This window comes from Actinoplanes utahensis (genome assembly GCF_016862455.1).
Taxonomy (GTDB): domain Bacteria; phylum Actinomycetota; class Actinomycetes; order Mycobacteriales; family Micromonosporaceae; genus Actinoplanes; species Actinoplanes utahensis.
Genome location: NZ_BOMZ01000074.1, coordinates 39590 through 65363 on the forward strand (window position 1 = coordinate 39590; position 25774 = coordinate 65363).

Genomic DNA, 25774 nt, shown 5'->3' on the forward strand with positions numbered 1-25774 from the left:
CTCGGGGTTAAAGGGAGTGCGGCGGTGGCCGGGCGCGCACCATCGCAGGGTGGAGTTGCGGCAGCTCAGCTACGTCGAGGCGGTGGCGCGCTACGGGGGGTTCACCCGCGCCGCCGAGCGGCTGCACGTCGCGCAGTCGGCGGTGTCGGCGCAGATCCGAGCGCTGGAGATCGAGCTCGGGGTGACGCTGTTCGCGCGGACCACCCGCAAGGTGGCGCTGACCCCGGCGGGGGAGATGTTCGTGGCGCGGGCCCGGCGGATCCTCGCCGAACTGGACGGCGCCCGCGCCGAGATGAACGAGATCACCGCCGTGGTCAGCGGCCGGGTCACCGTCGGGGTGACCGCGGTGCTGGGCGCCTACGACCTGCCGCGCGCCCTGGCCCGGTTCCGGGAACAGTTCCCGAGGATCGCGTTGCGGCAGCGGTCCGGGCTGATCACCGGGCTGCTCGGCGCGCTCGACGGCGGCGAGCTGGACCTGGTCGTCGGGCCGTTGCACGCCGACCTGCCGGTCCGGTTCGACGCCCTGCCGCTGGTCGACGAATACCTGTCGCTGGCCCTGCCGGTCGGGCATCCGCTGACCAGGGTGGGCCGGCTGACCCTGGCCGAGGCGCGCGACGAGCCGTTCGTGAGCCTGCCCCGCGGCAGCGGCCTGCGCTGGATCCTCGACGACGCGGCCCGCTCGGCCGGGTTCACCGCGCGGGTGCAGTTCGAGACCGACGGGCCGGCGGGGGTCCGCGACCTGGTCGCGGCCGGCCTCGGCGTGGGCCTGCTGCCCCGGTCGGCGGCCCGGGCGCCGAGCGGCTCCGCGGTGGAGATCCGGCAGCTGCATCCGCCGCCCGTCCACCCGCCGATCGGTGTGGTCCACCACCGGGACCGGCCGCTGAGCCCGGCCGCCCAGTCGCTGCGGCATCACCTCGCCGAGTTCGCCGGCCCCCGTCCCGATCCGGCCCCGCCGGTGGAGGCGGAACCGGAGGACGACCTCGTCGAGGTGCCGGACTGACGCGGGGCCGCACCCACCGCCCTCAGATGCGGCGGTAGTGGGTGAAGTCGGTACGCCTGCGCAGCTCGAAACCGATCGACTCGTACAGCCGGATGGCGTGGACGTTGCCGGCCGACGTGTGCAGGAACGGCGTCTCGCCGCGGTCGCGGATGCCCGCCGCCACCGCCTGGACCAGGCGGGTGGCCAGGCCCTGCTTGCGGAACGCCGGATCGGTGCAGACCGCGCTGATCTCCGTCCACCCGGGCGGGTGCAGCCGCTCCCCGGCCATCGCGACCAGCCGCCCGCCCGGTGCGCGCAGCCCCAGATAGGTGCCCAGCTCCACGGTCCGCCGCCGGAACGGGCCCGGCTGGGTACGGTCGATCAGGTCGAGGATCTCCGGGACGTCGGCCGGGCCGAGCCGGACCGCGTCCACAGCGGGCGCCCCGGCCGGCGCGGACGTGGCGACCAACTGCACCCCGCCGACGCTGCCGGCCACCTCCCACCCCGGGTGGACCACCCCACCGGCCCCCGCGATCGCGACCGTCGAGCCGGCCGGGACGAGCGCCTTCAGGTCGGCCCAGGCTTGCGGGTCGGCCGGGTCGGCGAGGGCGTGGAACGGCGCGACCTCGTGGTCGTACCGGGCGGCCCGGCCGTGGGTCACCGCGAACCGGGCGTGCGCCCCGGACAGCGAGCTCCAGACCACCGTGTCCAGCACGTCCGTCGCGGCGAGCGAGCGGGTCACTTGCCCTCGATCGGCAGGCCCGGCGGGTTGACCTCGGCCTTGGTGACGGCCTCGTTGGAGAGGTTCCAGCGCTCGAGGATCTTCGCGTAGTCACCGCTGGCGATCAGCTTGTCGAGTGCCGCCGCGTACGCCTTGACCAGGCCGTTGTCCTTCTTGGTGGTGAGCGCGATCAGGCCCTGGAGGTCCTTGCCGGCGCCGGAGTAGGTGCCGACGACCTCGGTCTCGCCGGTGGTGGCGACGTGGTAGGCGGCCGACGGGCTGGGGCCGAGGTGCAGGTCGATCTGGCCGGCGCCGAGGGCCAGGTAGACGGCCTGGTTGGTCTGGTAGTACCTGATGTCGACCTTGGGCAGGCCCGCCTTCTCGACCTCCTCGGCCCACTCGACCAGGATCTTCTCCTGGTTGGTTCCGGAGCTGACCGACACCTTCTTACCGGCGATGTCGGCGGGCGTGGTGACCTTCTTGCCGTAGCCCTTCTTCGCCAGCCACGCCAGGTTGTCCAGGCGGTAGGTGACGAAGTCGTACTTCTGCTTGCGCTCCTCGGTGACGGTGATGTTCGACGCGCCGAGCTGGAACTTCCCGCTGTCCAGGCCGATGAACAGGTTCTCCCAGGAGGTGTTCTCCAGGACCGGCTCCAGGCCGAGGACCCCGGCGATGGCGACCGCGACGTCCGGCTCGTTGCCGATCAGGGTCTTGTTGTCGGTGGCGGCGAAGGCGAGCGGCGGGAACCCGGACCCGGCGGCGCCGATGCCGATCACCAGCTTGCCGGACGCCTTCACGTCGGCCGGCAGCAGCGCGGCGGCGGCCTCGTCCCTGGCCGGCACGATCCGGTTCTGCTCCGGGCTCAGGTTGAGCTTCACCGCGGCGGCCGCCGACGGGTTCGCCGCCGCCTGCACCGGCGCGGTCTCCTCCGGCGCGGCGCAGGCGGTCAGGCTGAGGGTGACCGCCGCAAGAACTGACATCCATCGTGTACGCATGAGCTCGCTTCTTCTCGTCAACGGGTGATCAGACGAGGACCTTGGACAGGAACGCCCGGGTCCTCTCGTGTCTCGGGTGGTCCAGAACCTGGGCGGGGGTGCCCTGCTCGACGATCCGGCCGGAGTCCATGAACACGACGGTGTCGGCGACCTCGCGGGCGAAACCGATCTCGTGCGTCACCACGATCATCGTGGTGCCGGCGCGGGCCAGGTCGCGGAGCACGTCCAGCACCTCGCCGACCAGTTCCGGGTCCAGTGCCGACGTCGGCTCGTCGAAGAGGATCAACTTCGGTTCCAGCGCGAGCGCCCGGGCGATGGCGACGCGCTGCTGCTGCCCGCCGGACAACTGACGGGGGTACGCCCCGGCCCGGTCCCACAGGTCGACCAGGGCCAGCAGTTCGTGCGCCTTCTCGTACGCCTGGCTCTTGGTCTTGCGCAGTGCCGAGTGCCGGGCCTCCGCGACGTTCTGCAGGGCGGTGAGGTGCGGGAAGAGGTTGAAGTTCTGGAAGACGAAGCCGATCCCGACGCGCTGCTGGAGGATCCGCCGCTCGCTGAGCTCGTGCAGCCGGTTGCCCCGCTGCTCGTAACCGATCAGCTCGCCGTCGACCCGGACCGTGCCGCTGTTCACCTTCTCCAGGCGGTTGATGCAGCGCAGCAGCGTGGACTTGCCGGAGCCGGAAGGTCCGAGGATCACGGTGACGGTGCCGGCCTCCACGGTCAGGTCGATGCCCTTGAGCACCTCGATCGGGCCGAACGACTTGTGCACTCCGGAGATCTCGATCATTTGCGGAGCGCCGCCTTGAGTCGCTGGAACGGGGTGGGCGGCAGGGTGCGGACCGCGCCGCGGGCGAAGTGCCGCTCGACGTAGAACTGCAGGATCGACAGCAACGCGGTGAGGATCACGTACCAGACGGTGGCGACCATCAGCAGCGGCACCACCCGCCCGTTGCGGCCGTAGATCACCTGCACCTGGTAGAACAGCTCGCCGATGGCCAGCACGTACACCATCGACGTGCTCTTCAGCAGCATGATCAGCAGGTTCGCGGCGTTCGGCAGGATGGCGCGCATCGCCTGGGGCAGCACGATCCGGTAGAACTGCCGCCACCGTGGGATGCCGAGCGCCGTTGCGGCCTCGTGCTGGCCCTGATCCACCGAGAGCAGGCCGGCCCGGATCACCTCACCGGCGTACGCGGCCTCGTGCAGGGCCAGGCCCAGCAGCGCCGCGCCGAAGCTGCCGATCAGGCTCACCGTCGGGAACGAGAAGCCGGGCCCGAACGGGATGCCGATCTGCAGGCTCTCGTACAGGTAGCCGAGGTTGGCCCAGAACAGCAACTGCACCAGCAGCGGCACGGACCGGAACACCCAGATGAACGTCCAGGCCACCCCGGACAGCACCGGGTTCGCGGACAGGCGCATCGCGGCCAGCGGGATGCCGCCGAGAAAGCCCAGGACCGCGCCGGCGACGGTCAGCCCGACGGTGAGCAGCAGCGCGTCGACGACCGACTTCTCCAGGAAGTAACCGGCGAACGTCCCCCAGTCCCAGCCGGGGTTGGTGACCAGCCCGTGCACCAGCTGGGCCAGCAGGACCAGGACCAGCGCGGTGCCGGCCCAGCGCCACGGATGGCGGGCCGGGACGACGACGAGATCGCCGTCGGTGTCGCCGGCGGCGGCCGCCTGTCGCGGCGGGGTGAGGACGCTCATGGCCGAAACGCTAGGCAGCCGCGGCCATCTCCTTCAATACCTACTGGGAATATATGTTTAACGAACCTGTTGCGGCCCCGGCCGCGCGCGGCCGGGCCGGTGGGGCAGGTATTGCCATTAACTCCATAGATGCGATAGGAATAGCGGGCATTCGTCGCGTACCCCTGCCAGGAGTTTTCTTTGACCACGTCCGTCGCCCCCGCGCCGCCGGCCGAGCAGGCCGCGAACCCCGCGGCCGGCCGTCCCGCGGCGCTCGCGCCCGGCGGCGGCCTTCGCCGCCGGCTCGCGCTGCGGTTGCTCGCGCTCCTCGTGCTCTACGTGCTGTGGGAGATCACCGCCCGCGTCATGCGCAACCCCACCTTCATCCCGTCACCCGGCGCGGTCTGGGACCAGCTGATCACCACCTCCACCACCCACGACGGGGTACGCGGCTACAGCGGCCACCTGCTCATCGAGCACCTCGGCATCAGCCTCCGGCGCATCGTCGTCGGCTCCGCCATCGGCATCGCCGGCGGCCTGCTCATCGGCGTGCTCCTGGGCACCGTCAGCTGGCTGCGAGTGGTCGCCGAACCGGTCATCACCTTCGTCCGCGCGCTGCCGCCACTGGCCTACTTCAGCCTGTTCATCATCTGGTTCGGCATCGACGAGACACCCAAACTGTGGCTGCTCGCCATCGCCGCGCTGCCCCCCGTCGCGGTCGCCACCGCCGCCGCCGTCCACAACGCCCCCACCCACCTCGTCGAGGCAGCCCGCGCACTCGGTGCCGGACGCCGGCAGAGCATCCGGGACGTGGTGCTGCCCAACGCCCTCCCGGAGATCTTCACCGGTGTCCGGCTGGCGGTCGGGGTGGCGTACTCCTCGGTGGTCGCCGCCGAGACCATCAACGGCGTCCCGGGCATCGGCGGCATGATCCGCGACGCCCAGCGCTACTCGCAGACCGACGTGGTCGTCCTCGGCCTCTTCGCCATCGGCCTGTCCGGCCTGCTCATCGACGCCCTGCTGCTCACCGCCGAGAACAGGCTCATCCCGTGGCGCGGCCGTGCCTGAGCAGTGCCCGCGCTGGACAGTGCGCTCCCGAGCAGTTGGCGCCTGAATGGCGCGCCACCGACCAGCGCGCCACGGAACAGCGCGCCACCGAACAGTGCAAATCCGAATAGTTCGACTGCGAATAGTTCGATGCTGAATAGTTCGCGATCAGATAGTTAGGGATCTCCGTTGAAGAAACTCCTCGCCACCGTCATCTCCGTCGCGCTCGCCGGCTCCCTCGCGGCCTGCGGCAGCGGCGGCGCCGCCAGCGGCGGCCCGAACCCGGAGCGGAAGACCATCCGGCTGGCCTATCAGGCGTTCCCGTCCGGCGACCTGATCGTCAAGAACCAGGGGCTGCTGGAGAAGGCGCTGCCCGACTACAAGATCACCTGGACCAAGTTCGACTCCGGCGCCAGCATCAACACCGCGTTCGTCGCCAAGAGCGTCGACATCGCCGCGATCGGTTCCAGCCCGGTCGCCCGTGGCCTGTCCGCCCCGCTCGACATCCCCTATCAGGTCGCGTTCGTGCTGGACGTGGCAGGCGACAACGAGGCCCTGGTGGCCCGCAACGGCAGCAACGTCACCGACGTGGCGTCGCTGCGCGGCAAGAAGGTCGCCACCCCGTTCGCCTCCACCGCCCACTACAGCCTTCTCGCCGCGCTCGACAAGGCCGGCGTCAAGGAGTCCGAGCTGACCATCGTGGACCTGGAGCCGCAGGACATCCTGGCCGCCTGGACCCGCGGCGACATCGACGCGGCGTACAGCTGGCTGCCGTCGCTCGACGAGCTGAAGAAGACCGGCAAGGTCCTGATCACCAGCCGGGAGCTGGCCGCCGGGGGCAAGCCCACTCTCGACCTGGGCGTCGTGTCCACCGCGTTCGCCGAGGCCCACCCGGACGCCGTCGACGCGTGGCGCAAGGTCGAGGCCCAGGCCCTGACCATCATCGCGAACGACCCGGACGCCGCGGCCAAGGCGGTCGGCGCCGAACTCAACATCTCCGCCGGCGAGGCCGAGGGCCAGCTGTCGCAGGGTGTCTTCCTCAAGCCGGCCGACCTGTCGTCGCCGGAGTGGCTGGGCACCGAGGGCGCGCCCGGCAAGCTCGCCGACAACCTGCTCAGCGCCGCCGAGTTCCTCAAGTCGCAGCAGAAGATCGACGCCGTGCCTGCGCTGGCCGACGTGCAGAAGGCCATCTACGTCAAGGGCCTGCCCAGTGTCCTCGGCTGACGCGATCGTCGTCGAGGGCGTCGAGCACTCCTACGGCGACGTCACCGCGGTCGGCCCGATCGACCTGACCGTTCCGCAGGGCGAGTTCCTGGTCCTGGTCGGCGCGTCCGGCTGCGGCAAGAGCACCCTGCTGCGGCTGATCGCCGGTTTCGAGCAGCCCACCACCGGGACCGTCCGCACCGACGGGACGGCCCCGGAGCCCGGCCGCGGCGCCGGTCTGGTCTTCCAGCAGCCGAGGCTGTTCCCGTGGAAGACCGTCGGTGGCAACGTGGCGCTCGCTCTGAAGTACGCCGGACTGGACGCGTCGGCGGACCGGGTCGACGAACTGCTCGCCCGGGTCGGCCTGCACGACGTCGCGAAACGCCGTACCTGGCAGATCTCCGGCGGCCAGCAGCAGCGTGTCGCCATCGCCCGCGCCCTCGCGGTCGAGAACCCTCTGCTGCTGCTCGACGAGCCGTTCGCCGCCCTGGACGCGCTGACCCGCGAGAAGCTGCAGGACGATCTGCGGCAGGTCAGCGCCTCCACCGGCCGGACCAGCGTGTTCGTCACGCACAGCGTCGACGAGGCGGTCTTCCTCGGCAGCCGGGTCGTGGTCCTCACCCCGCGGCCCGGCCGGATCGCCCTCGACCTGCGCATCGACCTGCCACGTACCGGCATCGCCGCCGCCGAGCTGCGCGGCCTGCCCGAGTTCGCCGCCCTCCGCGCCGAGATCGGTCACGCCATCCGCGACCGCGTCACCGTCTGACCCGTGGGGCGGGAGCTCCCCGGCTGGTCGTGGGTGCTGTCTCGGGCCTGTCGAGACAGCACCCACGACCAGCCGGGGAGCACTTCGGCGTGACGCCGCCGACACCTGCCCCGGGGCGTTCCGGATCCGACCGGCCGGCCCGTCACCGGATCGAGGAACTCGCCCGGGTGACCCGGTCGATGGGCTGATCGCGGTAGACATGACCGCAACGGCCCGGTTCAGACGGCCTTGACGATCACCTGCCGGCCGGAGGCCTTGACGGTGTAGGCGACGGTCTTCTTCGTCCACGGGTTCACGGCGGACACCCGTACCCCGCCGGTGATGTCCTTGACCTGGACCATCGCCACACCCGCCGCCTTGCCGGCGGACACCGCGCCGGCGCGGGCGAGTCTGCGCAGCGAAGCGACCGTGACCGTGCGGCCCTTGGCGGCCTTGCGGGTGTCCGCCGCGCCCTTGGTGACGGCCCTCTTCACCACGGCGGCCATGTCGAGGTACGCGACGCCCTTCGCCAGGGTGCGACTGTCGACCGTGGCGGCGGCGGCCGGCAGGGTGACGGTCTGCGCGCCGTAGGTGAAGGCGATCGACGCCTCGCCGGCCTCGGTGGCGTCGGCGGGCACCGCGTCCACCCCGGTCAGCACGGACGACGCGTTCACGTGCAGGGTGACGGTGTACGGGTCGTCGCCCTCGTCGGCGAGGACGGTGAAATCGGTCGTCCCGTCCTCGTCGACCGTCTTCGTGCCGGCCAGGGCGTAGTACCGGGCCATGTCGTCCGGGGCGGGCGCGTTGTCGGCGACCAGGAAGGCGGCCAGCTCGAGACCCTTGTCCGCGGTGAACACGTACTTCACCGCGGGCCTGCCCATCATCCGCAGCGCGGCCGTCTGCGCGCCGACCTCGACGGTACGGTGGACGCCTTCCCCCGCGGCCGCGTAGGTCTCCTCGCGGCCGTACCTGCCCAGGTCGACCACGTCGGAGTACCGCCCGTGCACCGGGTCGACGACGGTGGTGTCCACCATCGTGATCGGCCCGGCCGACGGCACGTCCAGGCTGAAGTCCGTGACGGCCCGCCAGCCACCGGCCCCGGCGAGCGCCGACGCCTCGGCGACCGGCTTCAGTGCCGCCTTCATCTCGGCGGCGGTGAGTGTCGGGGCCGGGCCGGCGGCGAACGCGGCGCCGGGCGCGACGAGCAGGCCGGCCGCGACCGAGGCGGTGGCGAGCAGGACGGTGGGCCGGGACAGAACGGACATGCGGAGACCTCGGGATTCGCGTCGGGGAGGGGCACCGCTTGCGATCGGCTGTCAACCCGGCGTCACCACTGTCCGCTGGTAGCGATCGGGGAGCAGTCATGCGAATCCCGGATCTCTCACCCGTAAGTAGTGACGAGTATGGACCCGGTGCAGTGTTCTTCACTATGGTTCACGAGTTCCTCCATCATTTGCGAGTGGATCGACGACACTCAGCAGTGATATCGCTGTGCATGATGGAGTCTGGAGGCGGGTGCACGGAGGCGATGGGAGTGGTCCGGTGCCGCAGGGCTCGAGCAAGAAGGATCCTGCAACCGACCTGAGGGATGCGCTGATCAAATCGCTCATCGAGATTCCGTTCATGAGCGCGCTTCCTGATCGCCGCCTATTGCTGCAACTCGTTCGCCGCGACGTGGTCAATTTCCCGGACGTTCAGGAACACAACGAGGTCCGGATCCACGTCGTGCAGATCGTGCTGGCCTGTCTGGGCCATCCCGGCGGGCTGCGCGCGCTGACCGCCGCGCTGTCGACGATGGCGCCCGACTCGCCCGGGACCAAACGGGCGGTCGAGTTGATCGACACGGCCTCGTTGCTGAGCCTGCTGCCGGAGAGCGAGAGCAAGCGGATCCACGACCTGCTGCGCCGGGCGGAGACCGGGCCGGGGGAGCAGGGCTGGTGGCGTGCGGGGGCGATGGAGTCGGGCGTGGGCGTGCCGGTCGACGCGACCACGCTGATCGTCGCGTTCGACCGGCTCGCCGCGCGCCCGACCGGCCCGGGGACGGAGCCGTCCGCGCTGGCCCTGGTCCGGCACGTCGCCGATCGGGTGACCGGGTCCCTGGCGATCGAGCTCTCGCACTGGGCGGCGGATCAGTCCGACCGGCTGGAGATCCCGGACCCGTCCCCACCGGCCGTTCCGCCGGAGCCCGGGGGCGATCGTCGCGTCACCGGCGTTGCGGGAACCACCCCTGCTGTTCCTGATGACCCGGGCGATGACACGGAAGTGCCAGAGCCTAGTATTACCCCGGATAGTCCGGACAACTCGGGCGAATCGTCTGTAGTTTATCCGGCGGAGGAGGGCATCGAACCGGTCCGAGCGGGCGACAGCGATTCGACTTCACTGCGAGGAGATAGTGCGATGCCTCCCGTCGGCACCACCCCGCCACTGGTGAGACTGCCCCAGGTGTGGGGTGAGATTCCGCAGCGTAACCCGAACTTCACGGGGCGTGAGGATCTGCTCAGAGTCATCCACGACGAGCTCAATCGCAGCCAGGAGACGGCGGTGCTCCCGCAGGCTCTGCATGGCATGGGTGGCGTTGGGAAATCCCAGGTCGCCATCGAGTACGTGTACCGCCACAGCGCCGAATACGACCTCATCTGGTGGGTTCCGGCCGAGCAGGAGGGCCAGATCCTCGCCTCCTTCACCCAGCTGGCGCAGCAGCTGAAACTGGACGTGGGGCCCGAGGTGAACACGGCCGTGCCGGCCGTGCGGGACGCGCTCAGCACGGGCCGTACCCCGTACAAGAACTGGCTCCTGGTCTTCGACAACGCCGAGGCGCCGCAGTCGGTCAAGAAGTTCTTCCCGACCGTCGGCTCCGGTAAGATCCTGGTGACCTCCCGCGACCGGGACTGGACCAGGTTCACCCGATCGGTGGAAGTCGACGTCTTCACCCGCGAGGAGAGCCGGGACTTCCTGCTCGGCCGGGAGCTCGGTCTCGACGGCGAGGACGCGGAACGGCTCGCCGACGCCCTCGGCGACCTGCCGCTGGCGATCGAGCAGGCGGCGGCCTGGCGCGCCACCACCGGCATGCCCATCGAGGAGTACCTGGACCTGCTCGAGCAGAAGCGCATCGACGTGCTGGAGACCAGCCCGTCACCGGACTACCCGGACTCGGTGGCGGCCGCGTTCGAGCTGTCGCTGGAGAAACTGCGGGAGAAGAACCCGGCCGCGCTGCAGCTGCTGCAGATCTGCTCGTTCTTCGCCCCCGAGCCGATCTCCCGTGACCTCTTCGCCGGCTCCCCGGTCGCGCCGATCAGCGAGGAGCTGGACCCCGTCCTCAGCGACCGGTTCCGGTTGAGCCGCGCGATCCGCGACATCCAGAAGTACGCCCTCGCCAAGATCGACCACGCCCGCGACGCGCTGCAGATCCACCGGCTCGTCCAGGCCGTGCTCGTCGGCCGGATGACCGACGAGGAGCGGGTGCACATGCGGCGGGGCGCGCACACCCTGCTGGCCAACGGCAACCCGAACAACCCGAGCCGGCCCGAGGAATGGCGACGCTACCAGGGGCTGCGCCCGCACGTCGCGGTGTCGCGCGCCGTCGAGTCGGCCGACCCGCGGGTGCAGGACCTGGTGTTCGGCATCGTCCAGTTCCTCTACTACTGGGGCGACCATCCCGGCAGCGAGCAGCTGGCCGAGGAGGCGCACGGCTGGTGGGCGAAGACCCGCGGAGCCTTCCACCCGGAGACACTGCGGCTGGCCAAGTGGCTGGGCTGGATGAGGTGGGTCAACGGCGACTTCGCCGGGGCCAAGCAGCTCAACCAGCGGACTCTCGACCTGTACCAGGAGCACATCGGTGATCGTGACGAGGGCACCCTCGACGCGATGTACATGGTCTCGATCGACCTGCGGACCGCCGGTGAATTCGTCGCGGCCCGCGATCTCGACGAGCGCATCCTGACGATCGCCCGGCAGGAGTTCGGCAGGGACGACCCGGCGACCCTGATCTTCGCCCACAGCCTCGGCGTCAGCCTGCGCCTCACCGGCGAGTTCAAGCGGGCCGCCGAACTCGACGAGGACACCCACCGCCGACGTCAGATGATCCTCGGTGTCCACGACGAGCAGACCCTGAACACCCTGAACGCCCTGCTCATCGACCGGCGTGAACTCGGGCACTACCTGGAGGCCGCCCGCCGGCAGGACGAGCTGTACCACCAGCATCTCGAGCTCTTCGGCAACGACAAGCCGTCGACCCTGCAAGCCGCGCGCTATCTGGCGATCGCGCGGCGCAAGGCCGGCGACCACCCCGGCGCCCGCGCGCTCGCCCAGGACACCCTGGACCGCTACACCCGCCGCTACGGCCCCGACTATCCGCGGACCATCGCCATGGCGGTGAACTACGCCGTCGACCTGAGGCACGCGGGAGAACTCGACAGGTCGCTGGCCTACACCGTCGACACGTTCGAGCGTTACCAGCGCATGTTCGGGGCCAACCACCTCTACACCCTGTCGGTGCGGACGAACCTGGCCGTGGTGCTGCGGCTCATGGGCGATCGCGAGGAGGCCCGGCAGCACGACGCCGCCGCCCTGGCGGAACTGGAGCGGACCCTCGGCCCGGACCACGCGGTCAGCCTGATCTGCGCCACCAACCTGGCCAGCGACCTGTACGCTCTCGGACGGTTCCAGGAGGCGTACGAACGGGACACCGACACCCTGGCCCGGTCGTCGCGTGTGCTCGGTGACGAACACCCGTCGACGCTGGCCGTCGGGGTGAACCTGGCGCTCGATCTGCGGGCGCTCGGTCGCGCCAACGAGGGCGACAAGATCCTGGCTGACACGATGCTCCGGCTCCGTGCCACGCTGGGTGACCGGCATCCGGCCACGCTCAACGCCCTGCAGAGTCTCCGCGCTGACTGTGACGTCGACCCGACGCCGATCTGACGACACTCCGGGATCCCGTCCCCGGGCGCACGGCTCAGTCGACGCGCCCGGGAGGCCCGGTGCCGAGATTGGCGCGTGGGTTGTCGACCTGGGCGAGTATTTTTCTCACCGACGCGCTCAGCACCGATGGATCACAACGGTGCAAGGTCGCGAGAGAAATCTCGGAAAGGTCGATCAGATCGGTCTCCACCTCAACCGGAGAAAGATCCACAGGACGATCCTCCCTTGATTTCGAATGCGGGCACGCGCATCCATGGCCTCCACTATCGCATACGCCTCTTGATCGACCTGGCCGAGTTATTTCTGTACTTCCCCACCCCGGCGTGCCACGCTAGCGGGCGTCAATGTCCGCGGCAGTGATCGGATGCCGGGTGAACGTTCGTTCCATGAGAGCCGTCGTCGACGCGCTGGAGAACATCCCCCTGATGCGCGACGACTACCAGCGCCGCCTGGTGCTGGACCTGTTACCGGTCCGGATTCGTTCCGGGATCGCCGACAGCACCCTGCCACGGGTGCACCTCGTCGCCATCGTGCGCGGCTGTGAACAGGACCCGGCGGGCCGGCAGGCGCTCGTCGAGGCCCTCCGGCTGGTGCTCGGCGACGACTCACCCGACTTCCGGAACTTCGACGGGGTCGTCCGCGCCCACTGGTAACACCCGGTCCAGCCACCCGGCCGTGGTCAGCGGATCGGCGTGGACGCCACGGTCGCGGAGCGCGGCGTGCAGTGCGCACACCAGCTCGGGGCAGGTGGCCAGGGGTGATCTCGGAGGGGCGGTGCTCGCCAGGGCCGCCCAGGCGCGGGGGTCGGCGGGACTGGCCGCGATCCCCTCCACCGCGGCCGCACGGGCGGCGTCATCGTCGCCGGTCACCACCGCGACGTCGATGCCCGTCCGCTCTCCGGCACGGGCGGTGACGTGCGCCCAGGCGGCCGACTGCCAGCCGCTGGACCAGCGAAGCTCCGGATGCGGCCGGACGATCCGGGCGAACGGCCCGAGATCCACCGGCGACGCGGCGGGCCAGTCCGCGGCCAGGCGCCGGACCAGGTCCGGATCCGGCACCACATGCCGGATCCGCCATTCCAGGCGGTGCACCGTGCAGAGCCGTGCGGCGACCGTGGCCGCCACCGGATCCGCCTGCTCGTCCGGCCAGGACTCGACCGTCTTCGCCAAGCCGTCGACCAGACGGCGGCCGGCCTCGGTGAGGCCGTCGGCCGCGGACAGTTCCCGCAGCGCGGTCTCCACCTGATCACGGGCGTACCGGAACGCGAAATCCGCGACGGTACGCCGCCGGCCCTCGGTGTGGAGCCGGCGGACGCGCCAGAAGTCGGCGATGCCGAAGAACGCGTAGACGCCCTGCACCAGCCCGGGCAGAGGGCGGGGATCATCGCGCCAGGGCGCGTACCGCACCGGCGGGGCGGGGCCGGTGGTCAGCGCGGTCAGGTGGATGAGACCGCCGAGCTTGATGTGCTGGAACTCGTGGACCAGGCTGACCGCCAGGTCGACCTCGTCGGACGGTGGCGAGATCATCACGCTGCCGAACGCCTCCCCGGTGGAGGCGCTCCGGGTGATGCCGGTCCGGTCGTCGGGCAACGGCACGAGGCTCACCACCCCCGCCGCGAGGGCCTCCGCGGTCGCCGGATGGTCCCGGCACAGCACCGACCAGGCGCCGTCCAGCAGGTCCGTCCAGCGGGACACGGCGCCGGCGTCGAGGCGCTCGGGCGCGACCGGGTCGGCGAGTTCCCGGAACGGGTCGATGTCGTCGAGGAACACCGACAGGCGGGGCTCGTCACCGGAGCGGATCCGGCGCAGCGGCCACCATCCGGGTGACTCCGGCGCCGGGCCGTCCGGCACGAGCAGGTCGCGGCCGCCGGCCCGTAAATGGATCACGCCGTCCTCGCACCCCGCCTCCACCGTGTCCCATCGGCGCAGTCCCGGGAAACTCGCCATCCCGAGAGCCGGCAGCATCACGCGGCCGTCCCGGGCCGGCACCCGGGTCCGCCAGCTGATCCCGGCGCGGGCGGCCAGGATCAGGGCGATCGTGTGCAACGTCCCGACGTCGATCCAGAACGGGGCCTCGGACGTCGCCCGATTCCGGCTGCGCCGCACCACGTAGGCCGCCCAGGAACCGACCTGCGGGTGCAGCAGCAGATCGCCGGGGTCGACGGCGCCGATGATCGTCCAGGCCTCGTCCACCGGCGGCAGCGGGCCCATCCGCGCCGGGTCGCCGGCCGCCGCACGGAGCACGGCGTCGAGCAGGAGGATGCGGCGGCTGCGCTGCCCGGCCCAGAGGGTCCGGATGGCGCTGACGCTGCCGCCGCCGGCGTTCAGCTCGGCCAGCTGGGCGACCGGGATGCGGTGATTGTGCAGCGTGTGTTCGTGGCCGGCAGTCTGTCCCACAGATACGCCCCCCGCTCAAGCCGATCGACGACGGTCGCTGTCTGACCTCAGGGTGATCGTACGCACACGGTCGGCAGCCGTTCGAGGGCGCGGCGGGCGGGGTTGAGCAGGATCGGCCGACGTGATGGGGTGGGGCGATGGTGAACGGGGAGGTCGAGGCGGACCGGCGGCCGTGGCTCGGCGGGGTGTGGGCGCTCGCGCCGCACCTGATGCTGCTGGTGTGGATGCTCTGGTCGGCGGCGACCGCCGACGGTGATGACCGGGCGCTGTCCGGGATGCTGGTGCTGCTGGAGATCTGGCTGGTGCCCGGCGGGCTGACCGCCGCGGCCCTGATGTGGCGTTCCGACCGGTTCCAGGGGCGGACGCCGTGGGTGATCGGCGGGACCGTGCTGGGCGCGGCGATCATGTGGATCGGCGCCATGTCGCTCTGACGGTCCGCTGTGGACCCCGCCGGTCCGGCCGGTGCGGGCGGCGTATGCTCGGCGCCGATCATGACGCTCGCCGACGGGAGCCGCCGCCATGACCGAGCACCACACCGCCGCCAAACTGGACACCAGCGTGCCGCATTCGGCCCGGGTGTGGAACCACTGGCTCGGCGGCAAGGACAACTTCCCGGTGGACCGGGCGGTCGGCGACGACTTCGCGAAGCTCTACCCCGACATCGAGGTGGTGGCCCGGCACTCGCGGGCGTTCCTCAAGCGGGCCGTCACCCTCCTGGTGACCGAGCGGGGCATCCGCCAGTTCCTGGACATCGGCACCGGCATGCCGACCGCGGAGAACACGCACCAGGTCGCGCAGGCCGCCGCGCCGGACGCCCGGATCGTCTACGTCGACAACGACCCGCTCGTCCTGGTGCACGCGCGGGCGCTGCTCACCAGCACCCCCGAGGGCCGCACCGACTACATCGACGCGGACCTGCACGAGCCCGCCTCGATCATCGCGGCGGCCCGGGCGACGCTCGACCTCACGCAGCCCGTCGGGCTGATCCTGATGAACATCCTCGGACACGTGCCCGACCTGGAGCGGGCGGTGACGATCGTCCGAGAGCTGCTGGCCGAGCTGCCGTCCGGCAGCTACCTGCTGACCGCCGACGGCACCAACGTCATCGACGGCCCGGCGTTCGAGGAGGCGATCGCGGTGTGGAACGCGAACGCCCCGCTCGGCTACCACCTGCGCCACCCCGACCAGATCGCCCGTTTCCTCGACGGCCTGGAGGTCCTCGAGCCGGGCCTGGTCCCGTGCTCGAGATGGCGCCCGTCGCCGGCCGCCACCGGCGAGGACCTGCGCGAGGTCGACGAGTTCGGCGCGGTCGCCCGCAAACCCTAGGCTGCCGCCGGTCGTCCCGATGAGCGGCCGCGCGACGAGTCCTTCTCCGCCGAGCGGGGCATGCGTGGCCGTACCGGAAAAGAAAACGGCGGAGCGCGAGTCGCGCTCGCCGCCGTGGTCAGGGAATATAAGGCGGGCGTGACACCCCCCGTGAAGTGTCACGCCCATGATGACCGGCCGCCCCCAACCGTCCTGGGGGCGGTCGGCCACCGGTCTGCGGATCGGGCGCCCGTCCTGGCGGGGACGGGCGCCCGGGTCAGCGGGACGTGCTCAGAGGGACCACCACACGGTGGTGTCCGGCGGCAGGACCACCCGGTCGGGGCCGATCTCGACCGGGCTGCTGGCCAGCAGCAACTCGCCGGGACGGGCCAGGTCGACCGGCTCGTCGCTCATGTTGACCGTGCAGCGGAAGACCGGGGCGCCCTCGACCGCGCGCTCGAAGGCGAGCACGCCGGCGGGAGCGGTGATCCAGCGCAGGTTGTCGACCGGCGCGAGCGCCGGGTTGCTGCGGCGGATGGCGAGGGCGTCGCGGTACAGCTCCAGCGTGGAGCCGGGGACGCCGGCCTGGGCGGCGACGCTGAGGCCCGCCCAGGACGCGGGCTGCGGCAGCCAGCTGCCGCCACCCTCCGGGCCGAAGCCGTAGGGCGCGGTGTCGCCGCTCCACGGGATCGGCACACGGCACCCGTCACGGTAACCGTCCTGGCCGGTCGCGCGGTGGAACGCCGGGTCCTGGCGCACCTCCGGCGGCAGGTCGATGACCTCGGGCAGGCCGAGCTCCTCGCCCTGGTAGACGTAGGCGGAGCCGGGCAGGGCCAGCATCAGCGCGCTGGCGGCCCGGCCCCGGCGCAGGCCGGCCACCTCGTCGACGGCGGTGGGCTTGCGACCGGCGGCGTCGCCCTCGATCTTCTGCATCAGGCGGGTGGTGTGCCGGACCACGTCGTGGTTCGACAGGGTCCAGGTGGTCGGCGCACCGACCTGGCGCATCGCGGCGAGTGACTCCTCGATCATCTGCTGCTGCTCGTGGGCGTTCCACGCGGTGCCCAGGTAGCTGAAGTTGAACGCCTGGTGCAGCTCGTCGTCGCGCACGTAGTTGGCGACCCGGGCGAGGCTGGGCGCCCAGGCCTCGGCGACGGCGATGCGCTCGCCGGGGTACTCGTCGAGGATCTTGCGCCAGTCGCGGTAGATCTCGTGCACGCCGTCCCGGTCGAAGAACGGGCTCTCACCGGCGCCGAGCAGGTGCCACTCGCCGGTGTCGCCGATGTCCGGCAGACCGGCCTCCTTGACCATGCCGTGCGCGACGTCCACCCGGAAGCCGTCGACGCCCAGGTCGAGCCAGAACCGCAGGATGGTCTTGAACTCGTCCCGGACCGCCGGGTGCTCCCAGTTGAAGTCGGGCTGCTCGGGGGCGAACAGGTGCAGGTACCACTCGCCGTCGGGGACCCGGGTCCAGGCCGGGCCGCCGAAGATCGACGGCCAGTCGTTGGGCGGCAGCTCACCGTTCTCACCCTGGCCGGGGCGGAAGTGGTAGCGCTCGCGGAACGGCGAGCCGGGTCCCTCGGCGAGCGCGCGCTTGAACCAGTCGTGCTGGTCCGAGGAGTGGTTGGGAACGAGGTCGACGATCACTCGCAGGCCCAGGGCGTGCGCGCCGGTGATCAGCTGCTCGGCGTCGGCGACGGTGCCGAAGATCGGGTCGACGGTGCGGTAGTCCGACACGTCGTAACCCGCGTCCGCCTGGGGCGAGGCGTAGAAGGGGGAGAGCCACACCGCGTCGACTCCCAGATCCCGCAGGTACGGCAGGCGGCTGCTGATGCCGGGCAGGTCGCCGATGCCGTCGCCGTTGGAGTCGGCGAAGCTGCGCGGGTAGATCTGGTAGATGACCGCGTTGCGCCACCACGATGCCGGCGGCGCCTCCACGGTGGGCGGTGCGATCAGTTGGTCCGTCATGGCGACGAACGCTAGCAGCTTACTAACTCGTGTTACATAGCTCGACGGCTGCTTTCTTTCAGCAAGTTCTTGCAGTGATGGGTTATGTCGCTTTCGCGGTGGATTCCCGGACGATCAGCGAGGTGCCGAGAATCTGCTGCGGGTGCTGTGCCTCACCCTTGATTGCCGAGATCAGGAACTCGGCGGCCATCCGGCCCTTGGTCACGATCGGCTGGCGTACGGTCGTCAGCCGCGGCCGGAACCAGGACGACTCGGCGAGGTCGTCGAAGCCGGTCACGGACACCTCTGCGGGCACTTCGATTGCAAGTTCTTGCAAGGCATCCACGGCCCCGTAGGCGAGCACGTCGGACAGCGCCAGCACCGCCGTCGGACGGTCCGGCCCGGTCATCAGCGCCGTCGTCGCCCGGTACCCGTCCGCTCTGGTCACCGGCACCTCGGCGAGCCGCACACCGGCCATCGTGAGCCCCGCCTCGCCGAGCGCGTCGGCGATCCCGGCCATCCGCCGCGCCACCGGCCCCCGGTACCCGCGCACCGCCACGTCCGCGCCCGGGTCCATGGACAGCACGGCCAGCCGCCGGTGACCCAGTTCGAGCAGGTAACGGGTCACCTCGCGGGCGCCGCCCCGGTCGTCCACCTCCACGCTCGGCGCACCGGCCAGGCGGTCGCTGTCGATCAGCACGAACGGGATGCCGCGCCGATCCAACTCGGCCACCTCGCCGCGGTCGGTCTCCAGCCCGCACACGATGAAACCGTCCACCGCGGCGTACGGGATCGCCTTCAGCACCGAGTCCTGCAACGGCGGGGTCAACAGCAGCGTGTAGCCCTCCTGGTCGCACACCTGCCCGGCGCCCATCAGGAACCGGGAGTAGTACGGGTTCTCCAGGATCCGGGCCAGCCGCTGCGGCAGCAGCACCCCGAGCGAGTTGGTGGTGCCCGCCTGGAGCATCCGGCCCAGCGTGCTCGGCGCGTAACCCAGCGTCTCGGCCGCCGCCAGGATCCGCTCCCTGGTCGCCGTCGAGATGCGCTGCGGATTGTTGAAGGCGAACGAGACGGCCGAACGGGAGACCCCGGCCGCCGCCGCGACGTCGCTGGACGTGGCCTTTCTCGACGGCATGGGCCACCATAACGCACCGATTCCAACCGTACGGCTTCCCCCGGCCGGGGGAAGCGACGGCCCTTGAAGGCGGGCGGTGCGCCTAACGTGGGCTCGTGAGCCCGACCCTCTTACCCGACCACACGTGCTGGTCCTTCGACGACGATCGGGCCTTCGACCGGCATGCCCGCGAGTTCCTGCGAAACGGCCTCTGCTGTGGTGAACAGGTCTGGTACGTTCCCGGCCCCCGGTCCGGCGGCATCGCCGAGTGGCTGCGCGGCACATCCGCCAAGCGGGAACGGTCGGTGCGGATCCTGGACCCGGCGACCGCCTATCCGGCCGACGGGGCGATCGACCCGGACGCGCAGACGGCCGCCTACGTGACCGCGACCGAGCAGGCCCTCTCCGCCGGCTTCACCGGGCTGCGGGTGGTCGCGGACGCCACCGCCCTGGTGCGGACCGCGGCCCACCTGGACGCCTTCGCCCGGTACGAGTTCGCCATCGGCCGTTACATGCGCATCGCCCCGCTGCGGGCCCTCTGCGTGTTCGACCGTTCCGCCCTCGGTGACGACGCCATGGCCCAGCTCGCCTGCCTGCACCCGCGCAGCAACACCGCCGGGGTGTCGTTCGGGCTGCACGCCGGCGCCACCCCGCGGACCGCCGTCCTCTCCGGTGAGCTCGACGTCTCGATGACCGGCCTGCTCGCCGGCGCGATCGAGCGCGCGGGCCTGCGGCCGGTCCGCGGTGAGGTGGTGATCCACGCCGAGGCGCTGCGCTACATCGACCACCACTGCCTGCGTGTCCTGCACGCGTACGCGGAACGGCATGCGATCGTCGTCGTGCTGCGTACCGTGCTGAGCACCGTGTCGGTGATGGCCGAGCTGCTCGGCCTGCTCCGGATCCGGGTGGAGATGCTGCCATGACGGCCGCGAACCTGCACGAGGCCCTCTGCTACGACTCCGACGACCACCTGCTCGCCGTCGTCGTGCCGTTCCTGCTCGGCGGGGTGGCGGCGGGGGAGCCCACGGTCGTGTCCCTGGGCCCGCGCAACGCCGCCCTGGTGCGGGCGGCGCTGCCGGCCCTGGTCGGGGTGACGTTCCTGGCCGAGGGAGCGGTGTACGCGCGGCCGGCCACGGTGATCCGGGAGTACCGGCAGATGCTCCGCGCTCATGTGGCGGCGGGCGCCGGGCAGATCCGGATCATCGGGGAGCTGCCACCGGAGATCTTCGGCGCGACCTGGGACTGGTGGGCACGGTACGAGTCGGCGGTCAACCACGCGTTCCAGGGGTTCCCGTTGTGGAGCATGTGCGCGTACGACACGAGGATCACGCCGGGCCCGGTGCTGGCGGACGTGATGCGTACCCATCCCGCAACCGCGGCGCCCGGAGGCCGGCACCTGCCCAGCGGCACCTACACCGACCCGGCCGTGTTCCTGATGGAACCGCGGCAGCCGCTGGCCGATCCGCTGCAGGCGGACGAGCCGCACGCCGACCTGAAGAACCCGAACGGCACGGCCACCCGCGAGGCGGTCCGTGACGCCGCGTGCGGGATCCTCGCCGCGCCGTCGGCCGACGAGCTGCTCATGGTGGTCAGCGAGGCGGTCACCAACGCGCACCGGCACGGGCGGGGCGCCGTCCGGGTGCGGATCTGGACCGGCGCCGACCGGGTGCTCGCCGCGATCAGCGACGAGGGGCCCGGCCCGCAGAACCCGTTCGCGGGGCTGCTGCCACCCCGCGACGTCACCCGGGGCGGCCTCGGGTTGTGGCTCACCCACCTGTTCAGCGACCACGCGGTGCTGGACCGGCGGCCGGACGGATTCACCATCCGCCTGACCGCCGGCAACCCGCACTGGTGTTAGGCGGCGGTCACCGGAACCTTGACGACCGCGTCGAAGAGGTAGCCGAGCGTGTTGTGCCGGGTCACCTCCGGCTGGGTGTTGCCGCGGACGTCGGTGGCCCGGGCCAGCAGCACGTGCTCCCCGGCGGCCGGAGTCCAGTCGTACTCCCAGCGCTGCCAGACGCCACCCGGGGTGGAACCGTACGGCCGGGCCCGCCGCCAGGTCGCCCCGCCGTCGGTGCTGACCTTCACCTCGCGGATCGGGCCGTCCGACGACCAGGACCGGCCGGTGAGCCGGGTCCGCGTACCGGCCCGGAAGACCGTGCCCGGCTCCAGCTCGAACGCGCTCTTGACGACCTGACGGTCGAACGGCGCGCCGTCGGCCGGGAAGCCCTCGCCGAAGAGCCGGTAGAACTGGGTGTTCCAGGGGGAGAACAGCGGCTCGGCGGACACCTCGATCCGCCCGACCCACTTGATCGAGGAGATGCCGATCCACTCCGGGACCACGACCCGGACCGGGAACCCGTGGTCCGGCGGCAGCGGCTCATCGTTGAGCTCGTAGGCGAGCAGCACGTCGTCGAACGCCTTGCGCACCGGGAACGGTCGGCGGACCGGACCGAGGTCGACGCCGCCGGAGACGAAATTCGGGTCCAGGCCGATCGGCTGCACGTCGACGGCGTGCCGGGAGATGCCGGCCCGGCGCAGCACGGTGGAGAGCCGGACGCCCTTCCACTTGCCGACGCCGATCGCGCCGAGCCGCCAGGCGGTGCCGGAGACGGTCTGTCCCTGTTGGGTGGTGAAGTACCCGCGGCCGTTGCCGGCGCACTCGATCGCCACCGGACGGGTCACGCTCGGGAGCCGTTTGAGGTCGTCGAGGGTGAAGTGCGCGGTCCTGGTGCCCGATCCGGAGATCTCCAGGCTCCAGGTGGACGCGTCGATGGTGGGCGTGACCGTGTGGTTGCGCACGAAGAACCGGTCGACGGGCACGTAGTAGCCCTGGCCCTTCAGCGCGGACCACAGCGTCTCGGCGTTGGTGCCGAGACTGCGGAACAGATCGGCCGGCAGCGGTTTGACGATCGGTCCGGCGGCCTGGGCGGGAGTGCCCGGAAGCGCCGCGCCCACCCCCGCCGCCGCGGTCAGCGCCAGTAGGGTTCGCCGGGAGAAACCGCTGGTCCGGCCAGCGATGAAGTCGCGCAGCCTGCGCTCGTCGTATGCACCCTCGTTCATGGAACGTCATCCTATCGATTCAATAGGATATATAGAAGATGCCGGGTGGCCCACGGCCACCCGGCATCTCCCCGCGATCGTCTACCGCTGGGGCTCGCCGGCGTTCTCGGTGAGCGTGGCGCGGTTCACCGCGTCCCAGTCGGTCGCCGGCCGGGACGGCGTCCCGTCACCCTCGCCGGATCCGGCCACGGCCTGTGGCCGGCCCGGCCACCAGAACCGGTCGCCGGTGAGCGTGGCCAGGGCGGGAACCAGCACGGTACGCACCAGCAGCGTGTCCAGCAGCACACCGATGCCGACGATGATGCCGATCTGGGTCAGGGTCACCACCGGCAGCACCCCGAGCACCGCGAAAACCGCCGCGAGCAGGATGCCCGCGCTGGTGATCACCGCGCCGGTCACCGCCAGGGCGTGCACCATGCCGTCCCTGGTGCCGCGGGTCGCCGCCTCCTCCTTGGCCCGGGTGACCAGGAAGATGTTGTAGTCGACGCCGAGGGCCACCAGGAACAGGAACGAGAACAGCGGCACCGAGTTGTCCAAGGCCGGGTAGTCGAGCACGTTGCGGAACAGCCAGGAGCCGGCGCCCAGCGAGGCCACGAAACTGATCACCACGGTGATCATCAGCAGGATCGGGGCGACGATCGCCCGCAACAGCGCGACCAGGACCAGGAAGACCACGGCAAGGATCACCGGTACGATCACCGTCAGGTCCCGGCGGGCGGCGTCCCGGGTGTCCAGGGCCGTCGCGACCGTGCCCCCGACCAGCGCCTCACCGTCCAGATTGGCGCGCAGCGCGCGGATCGTGTCGAACGCCTCGGCGGTGTCCGGGGCGGCCTCCAGCACCGCGCTGACGGCGACCAGGGTGTCGGTCTTCTCCGCGATCCGGGCCTGTGCGACCCCGTCCGTCCCGGAGACGGTGGCCAGCACCTGCTCGGCCTTGGCCGGTTCGGTCAGGATCGCCGCCGGACCGGCGGCGCCCGCCGGGAAGTACCTGCTCAGCGTCTCCAGGCCCTGCACCGACTCGGCCTCGACCCGGAACTGCTCGGCCTGCGACAGGCCGACCTTGGTGCCCAGTCCGCCCAGCGACAGCAGGCCGAGCGCGACCACCGACAGCGCGGTCACGGCGACCGGGCGGCGCACCACGGTCCTGCCGACCCTGGCCCAGAAGCCCTTGCCGTCCTCCGGCCCGGCCTGACCGACGCGCGGGATGAACGGCCAGAACAGGCCGCGGCCGCAGATCACCAGCGCGGCCGGCAGCACCAGCAGCGCGAAGACCGCGGCGATGGCGACGCCGGCGGCCGCGGTGATGCCGAGCGCCACGTTGCTCTTCAGGCTGGCCAGCATCAGGGTGAGCAGGGCGAGGATGACGGTGCCCGCGCTGGCGGCGATGGCCGGGCCGGCGCCGCGCAGCGCCTTGCCCATGGCTTCGAGCCGGTTCTCGTACCTGTGCAGCTCCTCGCGGTAGCGCGAGATCAGCAGCAGGGCGTAGTCGGTGCCCGCGCCGAACACCAGCACCGTGACGATGCCGGTGGTCGAGCCGTTCACCGCCAGGTCGGTGTGCTGCGACAGCAGCGCGATGACCTTGGCGGAGAGCTGGTCGGCGAAGCCGACGACGAACAGCGGCACGACCCAGAGGATCGGGCTGCGGTACGTGATCAGCAGCAGCAGCGTGACCACCACGACGGTGACGATCAGCAGTTTGGTGTTCGCGCCGCTGAAACTGTTCGACAGGTCGGCGCTGAAGCCCGCCCCGCCGGTGACCTGCGCGGTCACGCCGGGTGGCAGGCCGGTGGAGGCCTTCGCCCGCAGCTCGTCGACGGCCTTGATGGTGGCGTCCGCGTCACCGGTGGCCGGCAGCACCACGGTCACGATGGCGGCCTTGCGGTCGTCGGAGAGGATCGGCTGCCCGAGGTCCTTGACCGTGACCAGGTCGGCGTCGGTGAGGGCCGCGCCGTTCTTGGCGACCACGATCAACGCCGGATTGGTCCGCCCGGAGGGCAGCTCCTTCTGCAGCTCGGCGACCCGTGTCGACTCGGCCGAGGACGGCAGCGACGAGGTGGGGTCGTTGTCGGTCTCGGTGGAGCCGGCGAATCCGAAGACGAGTCCGCCGAGCAGCAGGGCCAGCAGAAGCGTCGCCCATGCCCTTCTCATTACTGGGTCCCCCTATGGGAAGTCTTCAAGACTGAGAATCTTTATAATCGAGATTGTTCACCAATGGTACGGGATCTGCAACACTTGCCCCCGTGGAAGTGAACGAGACCGCAGAACGCCAGCGGTTGCGCAGGGAGCTCGTCGACCTGCTGAACACGTACAGTGGCGAGGCTCAGCACATCGGGCACGCCTTCGCCAACCAGCACCGCCTGCACGCCACCGACATGCATGCCCTCCTGGCCGTCATGCACGCCGAGCGCAAAGGCGCCCCGCTCACCCCCGGCAAGCTGGGCGAGGCCATCGGCCTGTCGTCCGGCGCCACCACCGCCCTGATCGACCGCCTGGAACGCGGCGGCCACCTGCGGCGCACCCGGGAGAGCGCCGACCGCCGGGTCGTCCACCTGCGGTACGCCGACGCCGGCATGGCCCTGGCGATCAAGTTCTTCGCGCCGTTGGCCCCGCGCACCGACAAGATCATGTCCGAGTTCGCCGTCGAGGAACTGCAGACCATCGAGAGATTCCTGCAAAGCATGATCACGTCCGTGGTGACGTACCGGGACGAGCTGCGCAACACCTGACCCCCGGATCGCAACGCACCTTCAACCGGCGGTTCCCGCAACCCCGGGCGATGCGGTCCGATCGAGAGCGGCGTGCAGACCGAGCTCCTTCTCGCCGAGGCCGACGCCCTGCTCGCCCGTGGGCGGGCCCACAACGCCGAACGCCTGCTCGCGCCCTTCGTCGGGCGCGAGCCGGAGAACGTCGGCGCCTGGCACCTGATCACCCGGGCCCGGCTCGAACTCGCCGACCGGGCCGGGGCGCTGGCCGCCGCGCAGGCCGCATGGCACCTCGACCCGTACGGCGCCGAATCGCTGTTCTGGCTCAGCCACGCCCGCAGCCGGCTCGGCGACCACGCCGAGGCGATCGCCGCCGCGGCGGCGGCCTGCCGGGAGGACCCCGGCAACCCGCGCCTGCACAACCGGCTCGCCGAAGCCCAACTCGCCGCCGGCCTGCCGACCGACGCGGCCGAGGGACTGCGGTGCGTCGTCGACATGGCGGGGTACGACCCGGACCTGCTCGTGACATACGGCCAAGCGCTCTTCGCGATCGGGCGGCCGCTCAGCGCCCGCGAGGCGCTCGGCAAGGCCCTCGCCATCGATTTCGGTCACGCGGGAGCGCGGGCCGCCCTGCGAGCCTTCGACAAGTCCATGAGCACGGCGGTCGACGCGGCGTCGCTGGCCCTGGCCGCCGACGAGTTCGCCGAATCGCTGCGGATCCACCCGGGCCAGCCGGTCCGGCGTCGTCCCGGCGCGGCCCGAGCGGCGCTCAGGCACTTCTCCCGGGTCGCGCTGATCTGGTTCCTCGCCGTGTTCACCCTCGCCGGAATCCTCGAGACGTTCGAGGTGATGACCGTGCCGACCAGCCTGTACTTCGCGCTGCTCTGCGCCGTCGGCGCGGCCGGATGCATCTCAGCCGCCGCCGGGCCGCCCCGCTAGCAACGTCCTCGCCGCGGGTGG

23 protein-coding genes are annotated in these 25774 nt (G+C 71.2%); 12 read left to right on the forward strand and 11 right to left on the reverse strand.

From position 1 onward, the window contains the following. Nucleotides 1-49 precede the first annotated feature (49 nt). The gene (locus Aut01nite_RS25240) at nucleotides 50-1000 is read left to right on the forward strand and encodes a LysR family transcriptional regulator (RefSeq protein ID WP_052163189.1); all 951 of its coding nucleotides are present in this window, start codon (nucleotides 50-52) and stop codon (nucleotides 998-1000) included. A gap of 22 nt (nucleotides 1001-1022) precedes the next feature. Here Aut01nite_RS25240 and Aut01nite_RS25245 read toward each other — a convergent pair whose 3' ends face one another. Genes Aut01nite_RS25245 through Aut01nite_RS25260 form a run of 4 tightly spaced genes read right to left on the reverse strand, consistent with a single transcriptional unit; the run spans nucleotide 1023 to nucleotide 4396 of the window. After that, entirely contained in the window at nucleotides 1023-1721 is a 699-nt protein-coding gene (locus Aut01nite_RS25245; RefSeq protein ID WP_043522432.1) for a GNAT family N-acetyltransferase, read from the reverse strand. Continuing rightward, nucleotides 1718-2695, reverse strand: a complete 978-nt coding sequence (locus tag Aut01nite_RS25250) for an ABC transporter substrate-binding protein (protein WP_043522433.1) — start codon at nucleotides 2693-2695, stop codon at nucleotides 1718-1720. Before Aut01nite_RS25250 ends, Aut01nite_RS25245 begins: the two co-directional genes overlap by 4 nt. 28 nt (nucleotides 2696-2723) lie before the next feature. Continuing rightward, the gene (locus tag Aut01nite_RS25255; protein ID WP_043522434.1) at nucleotides 2724-3479 is read right to left on the reverse strand and encodes an amino acid ABC transporter ATP-binding protein; all 756 of its coding nucleotides are present in this window, start codon (nucleotides 3477-3479) and stop codon (nucleotides 2724-2726) included. Then, nucleotides 3476-4396 carry an amino acid ABC transporter permease gene (locus Aut01nite_RS25260; protein WP_043522435.1) on the reverse strand — a complete coding sequence of 307 codons (921 nt, stop codon included), beginning with the start codon at nucleotides 4394-4396 and terminating at the stop codon, nucleotides 3476-3478. Before Aut01nite_RS25260 ends, Aut01nite_RS25255 begins: the two co-directional genes overlap by 4 nt. Before the next feature lie 180 nt (nucleotides 4397-4576). Between Aut01nite_RS25260 and Aut01nite_RS25265 the strand changes: the two genes are divergently transcribed. The 3 genes from Aut01nite_RS25265 to Aut01nite_RS25275 all read left to right on the forward strand — a co-directional run bounded on the left by Aut01nite_RS25265 (nucleotide 4577) and on the right by Aut01nite_RS25275 (nucleotide 7391). After that, the gene (locus Aut01nite_RS25265; protein WP_043522436.1) at nucleotides 4577-5443 is read left to right on the forward strand and encodes an ABC transporter permease; all 867 of its coding nucleotides are present in this window, start codon (nucleotides 4577-4579) and stop codon (nucleotides 5441-5443) included. Between the two features lie 168 nt (nucleotides 5444-5611). Continuing rightward, nucleotides 5612-6646, forward strand: a complete 1035-nt coding sequence (locus Aut01nite_RS25270; protein ID WP_043522437.1) for a taurine ABC transporter substrate-binding protein — start codon at nucleotides 5612-5614, stop codon at nucleotides 6644-6646. Beyond that, the gene (locus tag Aut01nite_RS25275) at nucleotides 6633-7391 is read left to right on the forward strand and encodes an ABC transporter ATP-binding protein (protein ID WP_043522438.1); all 759 of its coding nucleotides are present in this window, start codon (nucleotides 6633-6635) and stop codon (nucleotides 7389-7391) included. The genes Aut01nite_RS25270 and Aut01nite_RS25275 overlap by 14 nt, the downstream gene beginning before the upstream one ends. A 218-nt stretch (nucleotides 7392-7609) precedes the next feature. On the opposite strand, the gene Aut01nite_RS25280 is transcribed toward Aut01nite_RS25275, so the two are convergent. Then, the gene (locus tag Aut01nite_RS25280) at nucleotides 7610-8635 is read right to left on the reverse strand and encodes a hypothetical protein (RefSeq protein ID WP_043522439.1); all 1026 of its coding nucleotides are present in this window, start codon (nucleotides 8633-8635) and stop codon (nucleotides 7610-7612) included. Nucleotides 8636-8912: 277 nt separating this feature from the next. Here Aut01nite_RS25280 and fxsT point away from each other — a divergent pair, with 277 nt between their 5' ends. Next, the gene (gene fxsT, locus Aut01nite_RS25285; RefSeq protein ID WP_083998481.1) at nucleotides 8913-12290 is read left to right on the forward strand and encodes an FxSxx-COOH system tetratricopeptide repeat protein; all 3378 of its coding nucleotides are present in this window, start codon (nucleotides 8913-8915) and stop codon (nucleotides 12288-12290) included. Between the two features lie 34 nt (nucleotides 12291-12324). Here the strand turns inward: fxsT and Aut01nite_RS25290 are convergent, their stop codons facing one another. After that, on the reverse strand, nucleotides 12325-12501 hold the full coding sequence (locus Aut01nite_RS25290; RefSeq protein WP_161790579.1) for a hypothetical protein: 177 nt from the start codon (nucleotides 12499-12501) through the stop codon (nucleotides 12325-12327). A 175-nt stretch (nucleotides 12502-12676) separates the two neighbouring features. Between Aut01nite_RS25290 and Aut01nite_RS25295 the strand changes: the two genes are divergently transcribed. Further along, entirely contained in the window at nucleotides 12677-12943 is a 267-nt protein-coding gene (locus tag Aut01nite_RS25295; protein WP_043522440.1) for an effector-associated domain 2-containing protein, read from the forward strand. Here Aut01nite_RS25295 and Aut01nite_RS25300 read toward each other — a convergent pair. Then, on the reverse strand, nucleotides 12896-14686 hold the full coding sequence (locus Aut01nite_RS25300; protein WP_052163191.1) for an HEXXH motif domain-containing protein: 1791 nt from the start codon (nucleotides 14684-14686) through the stop codon (nucleotides 12896-12898). The genes Aut01nite_RS25295 and Aut01nite_RS25300 overlap by 48 nt on opposite strands. A 137-nt stretch (nucleotides 14687-14823) precedes the next feature. Between Aut01nite_RS25300 and Aut01nite_RS25305 the strand changes: the two genes are divergently transcribed. Beyond that, nucleotides 14824-15117: a hypothetical protein gene (locus Aut01nite_RS25305; RefSeq protein WP_043522441.1), complete on the forward strand. Its 294-nt coding sequence runs from the start codon at nucleotides 14824-14826 to the stop codon at nucleotides 15115-15117. Between the two features lie 88 nt (nucleotides 15118-15205). After that, entirely contained in the window at nucleotides 15206-16012 is an 807-nt protein-coding gene (locus tag Aut01nite_RS25310) for an SAM-dependent methyltransferase (RefSeq protein WP_043522442.1), read from the forward strand. Between the two features lie 270 nt (nucleotides 16013-16282). Here Aut01nite_RS25310 and Aut01nite_RS25315 read toward each other — a convergent pair whose 3' ends face one another. Then, nucleotides 16283-17956 (reverse strand): glycoside hydrolase family 13 protein, encoded by a 1674-nt coding sequence (locus Aut01nite_RS25315; protein ID WP_043522443.1) that lies wholly within the window; start codon nucleotides 17954-17956, stop codon nucleotides 16283-16285. An 82-nt stretch (nucleotides 17957-18038) separates the two neighbouring features. Next, on the reverse strand, nucleotides 18039-19070 hold the full coding sequence (locus Aut01nite_RS25320; RefSeq protein ID WP_043522444.1) for a LacI family DNA-binding transcriptional regulator: 1032 nt from the start codon (nucleotides 19068-19070) through the stop codon (nucleotides 18039-18041). Nucleotides 19071-19165: 95 nt separating this feature from the next. On the opposite strand from Aut01nite_RS25320, the gene Aut01nite_RS25325 reads away from it, so the two are divergent. Next, complete coding sequence (locus Aut01nite_RS25325) at nucleotides 19166-19972, forward strand: MEDS domain-containing protein (RefSeq protein ID WP_043522445.1); 807 nt, start codon at nucleotides 19166-19168, stop codon at nucleotides 19970-19972. Beyond that, nucleotides 19969-20907, forward strand: coding sequence for an anti-sigma factor RsbA family regulatory protein (locus Aut01nite_RS25330; RefSeq protein ID WP_043522446.1), 939 nt, complete (start codon nucleotides 19969-19971; stop codon nucleotides 20905-20907). Before Aut01nite_RS25325 ends, Aut01nite_RS25330 begins: the two co-directional genes overlap by 4 nt. Here Aut01nite_RS25330 and Aut01nite_RS25335 read toward each other — a convergent pair. Further along, nucleotides 20904-22112 carry a sulfite oxidase gene (locus tag Aut01nite_RS25335; RefSeq protein WP_043522448.1) on the reverse strand — a complete coding sequence of 403 codons (1209 nt, stop codon included), beginning with the start codon at nucleotides 22110-22112 and terminating at the stop codon, nucleotides 20904-20906. The two genes, Aut01nite_RS25330 and Aut01nite_RS25335, sit on opposite strands and share 4 nt — an antisense overlap. 81 nt (nucleotides 22113-22193) lie before the next feature. After that, nucleotides 22194-24260: an MMPL family transporter gene (locus Aut01nite_RS25340; protein WP_043522449.1), complete on the reverse strand. Its 2067-nt coding sequence runs from the start codon at nucleotides 24258-24260 to the stop codon at nucleotides 22194-22196. A gap of 92 nt (nucleotides 24261-24352) precedes the next feature. Here Aut01nite_RS25340 and Aut01nite_RS25345 point away from each other — a divergent pair, with 92 nt between their 5' ends. After that, nucleotides 24353-24838, forward strand: a complete 486-nt coding sequence (locus Aut01nite_RS25345; protein ID WP_043522450.1) for a MarR family winged helix-turn-helix transcriptional regulator — start codon at nucleotides 24353-24355, stop codon at nucleotides 24836-24838. A gap of 72 nt (nucleotides 24839-24910) precedes the next feature. Further along, nucleotides 24911-25753, forward strand: a complete 843-nt coding sequence (locus Aut01nite_RS25350) for a tetratricopeptide repeat protein (protein WP_043522451.1) — start codon at nucleotides 24911-24913, stop codon at nucleotides 25751-25753. Nucleotides 25754-25774: the final 21 nt, after the last annotated feature.

Excerpts from the sequence above, each read along its gene's own strand:
- Aut01nite_RS25320 (WP_043522444.1), bottom strand. The coding sequence starts at position 19,070 with ATGCCGTCGAGAAAGGCCACGTCCAGCGACGTCGCGGCGGCGGCCGGG.
- Aut01nite_RS25330 (WP_043522446.1), top strand. The coding sequence starts at position 19,969 with ATGACGGCCGCGAACCTGCACGAGGCCCTCTGCTACGACTCCGACGAC.
- Aut01nite_RS25310 (WP_043522442.1), top strand. The coding sequence starts at position 15,206 with ATGACCGAGCACCACACCGCCGCCAAACTGGACACCAGCGTGCCGCAT.
- Aut01nite_RS25255 (WP_043522434.1), bottom strand. The coding sequence starts at position 3,479 with ATGATCGAGATCTCCGGAGTGCACAAGTCGTTCGGCCCGATCGAGGTG.
- Aut01nite_RS25315 (WP_043522443.1), bottom strand. The coding sequence starts at position 17,956 with ATGACGGACCAACTGATCGCACCGCCCACCGTGGAGGCGCCGCCGGCA.
- Aut01nite_RS25335 (WP_043522448.1), bottom strand. The coding sequence starts at position 22,112 with ATGAACGAGGGTGCATACGACGAGCGCAGGCTGCGCGACTTCATCGCT.
- Aut01nite_RS25295 (WP_043522440.1), top strand. The coding sequence starts at position 12,677 with ATGAGAGCCGTCGTCGACGCGCTGGAGAACATCCCCCTGATGCGCGAC.
- Aut01nite_RS25280 (WP_043522439.1), bottom strand. The coding sequence starts at position 8,635 with ATGTCCGTTCTGTCCCGGCCCACCGTCCTGCTCGCCACCGCCTCGGTC.
- Aut01nite_RS25340 (WP_043522449.1), bottom strand. The coding sequence starts at position 24,260 with ATGAGAAGGGCATGGGCGACGCTTCTGCTGGCCCTGCTGCTCGGCGGA.
- Aut01nite_RS25260 (WP_043522435.1), bottom strand. The coding sequence starts at position 4,396 with ATGAGCGTCCTCACCCCGCCGCGACAGGCGGCCGCCGCCGGCGACACC.
- Aut01nite_RS25305 (WP_043522441.1), top strand. The coding sequence starts at position 14,824 with ATGGTGAACGGGGAGGTCGAGGCGGACCGGCGGCCGTGGCTCGGCGGG.
- Aut01nite_RS25250 (WP_043522433.1), bottom strand. The coding sequence starts at position 2,695 with ATGCGTACACGATGGATGTCAGTTCTTGCGGCGGTCACCCTCAGCCTG.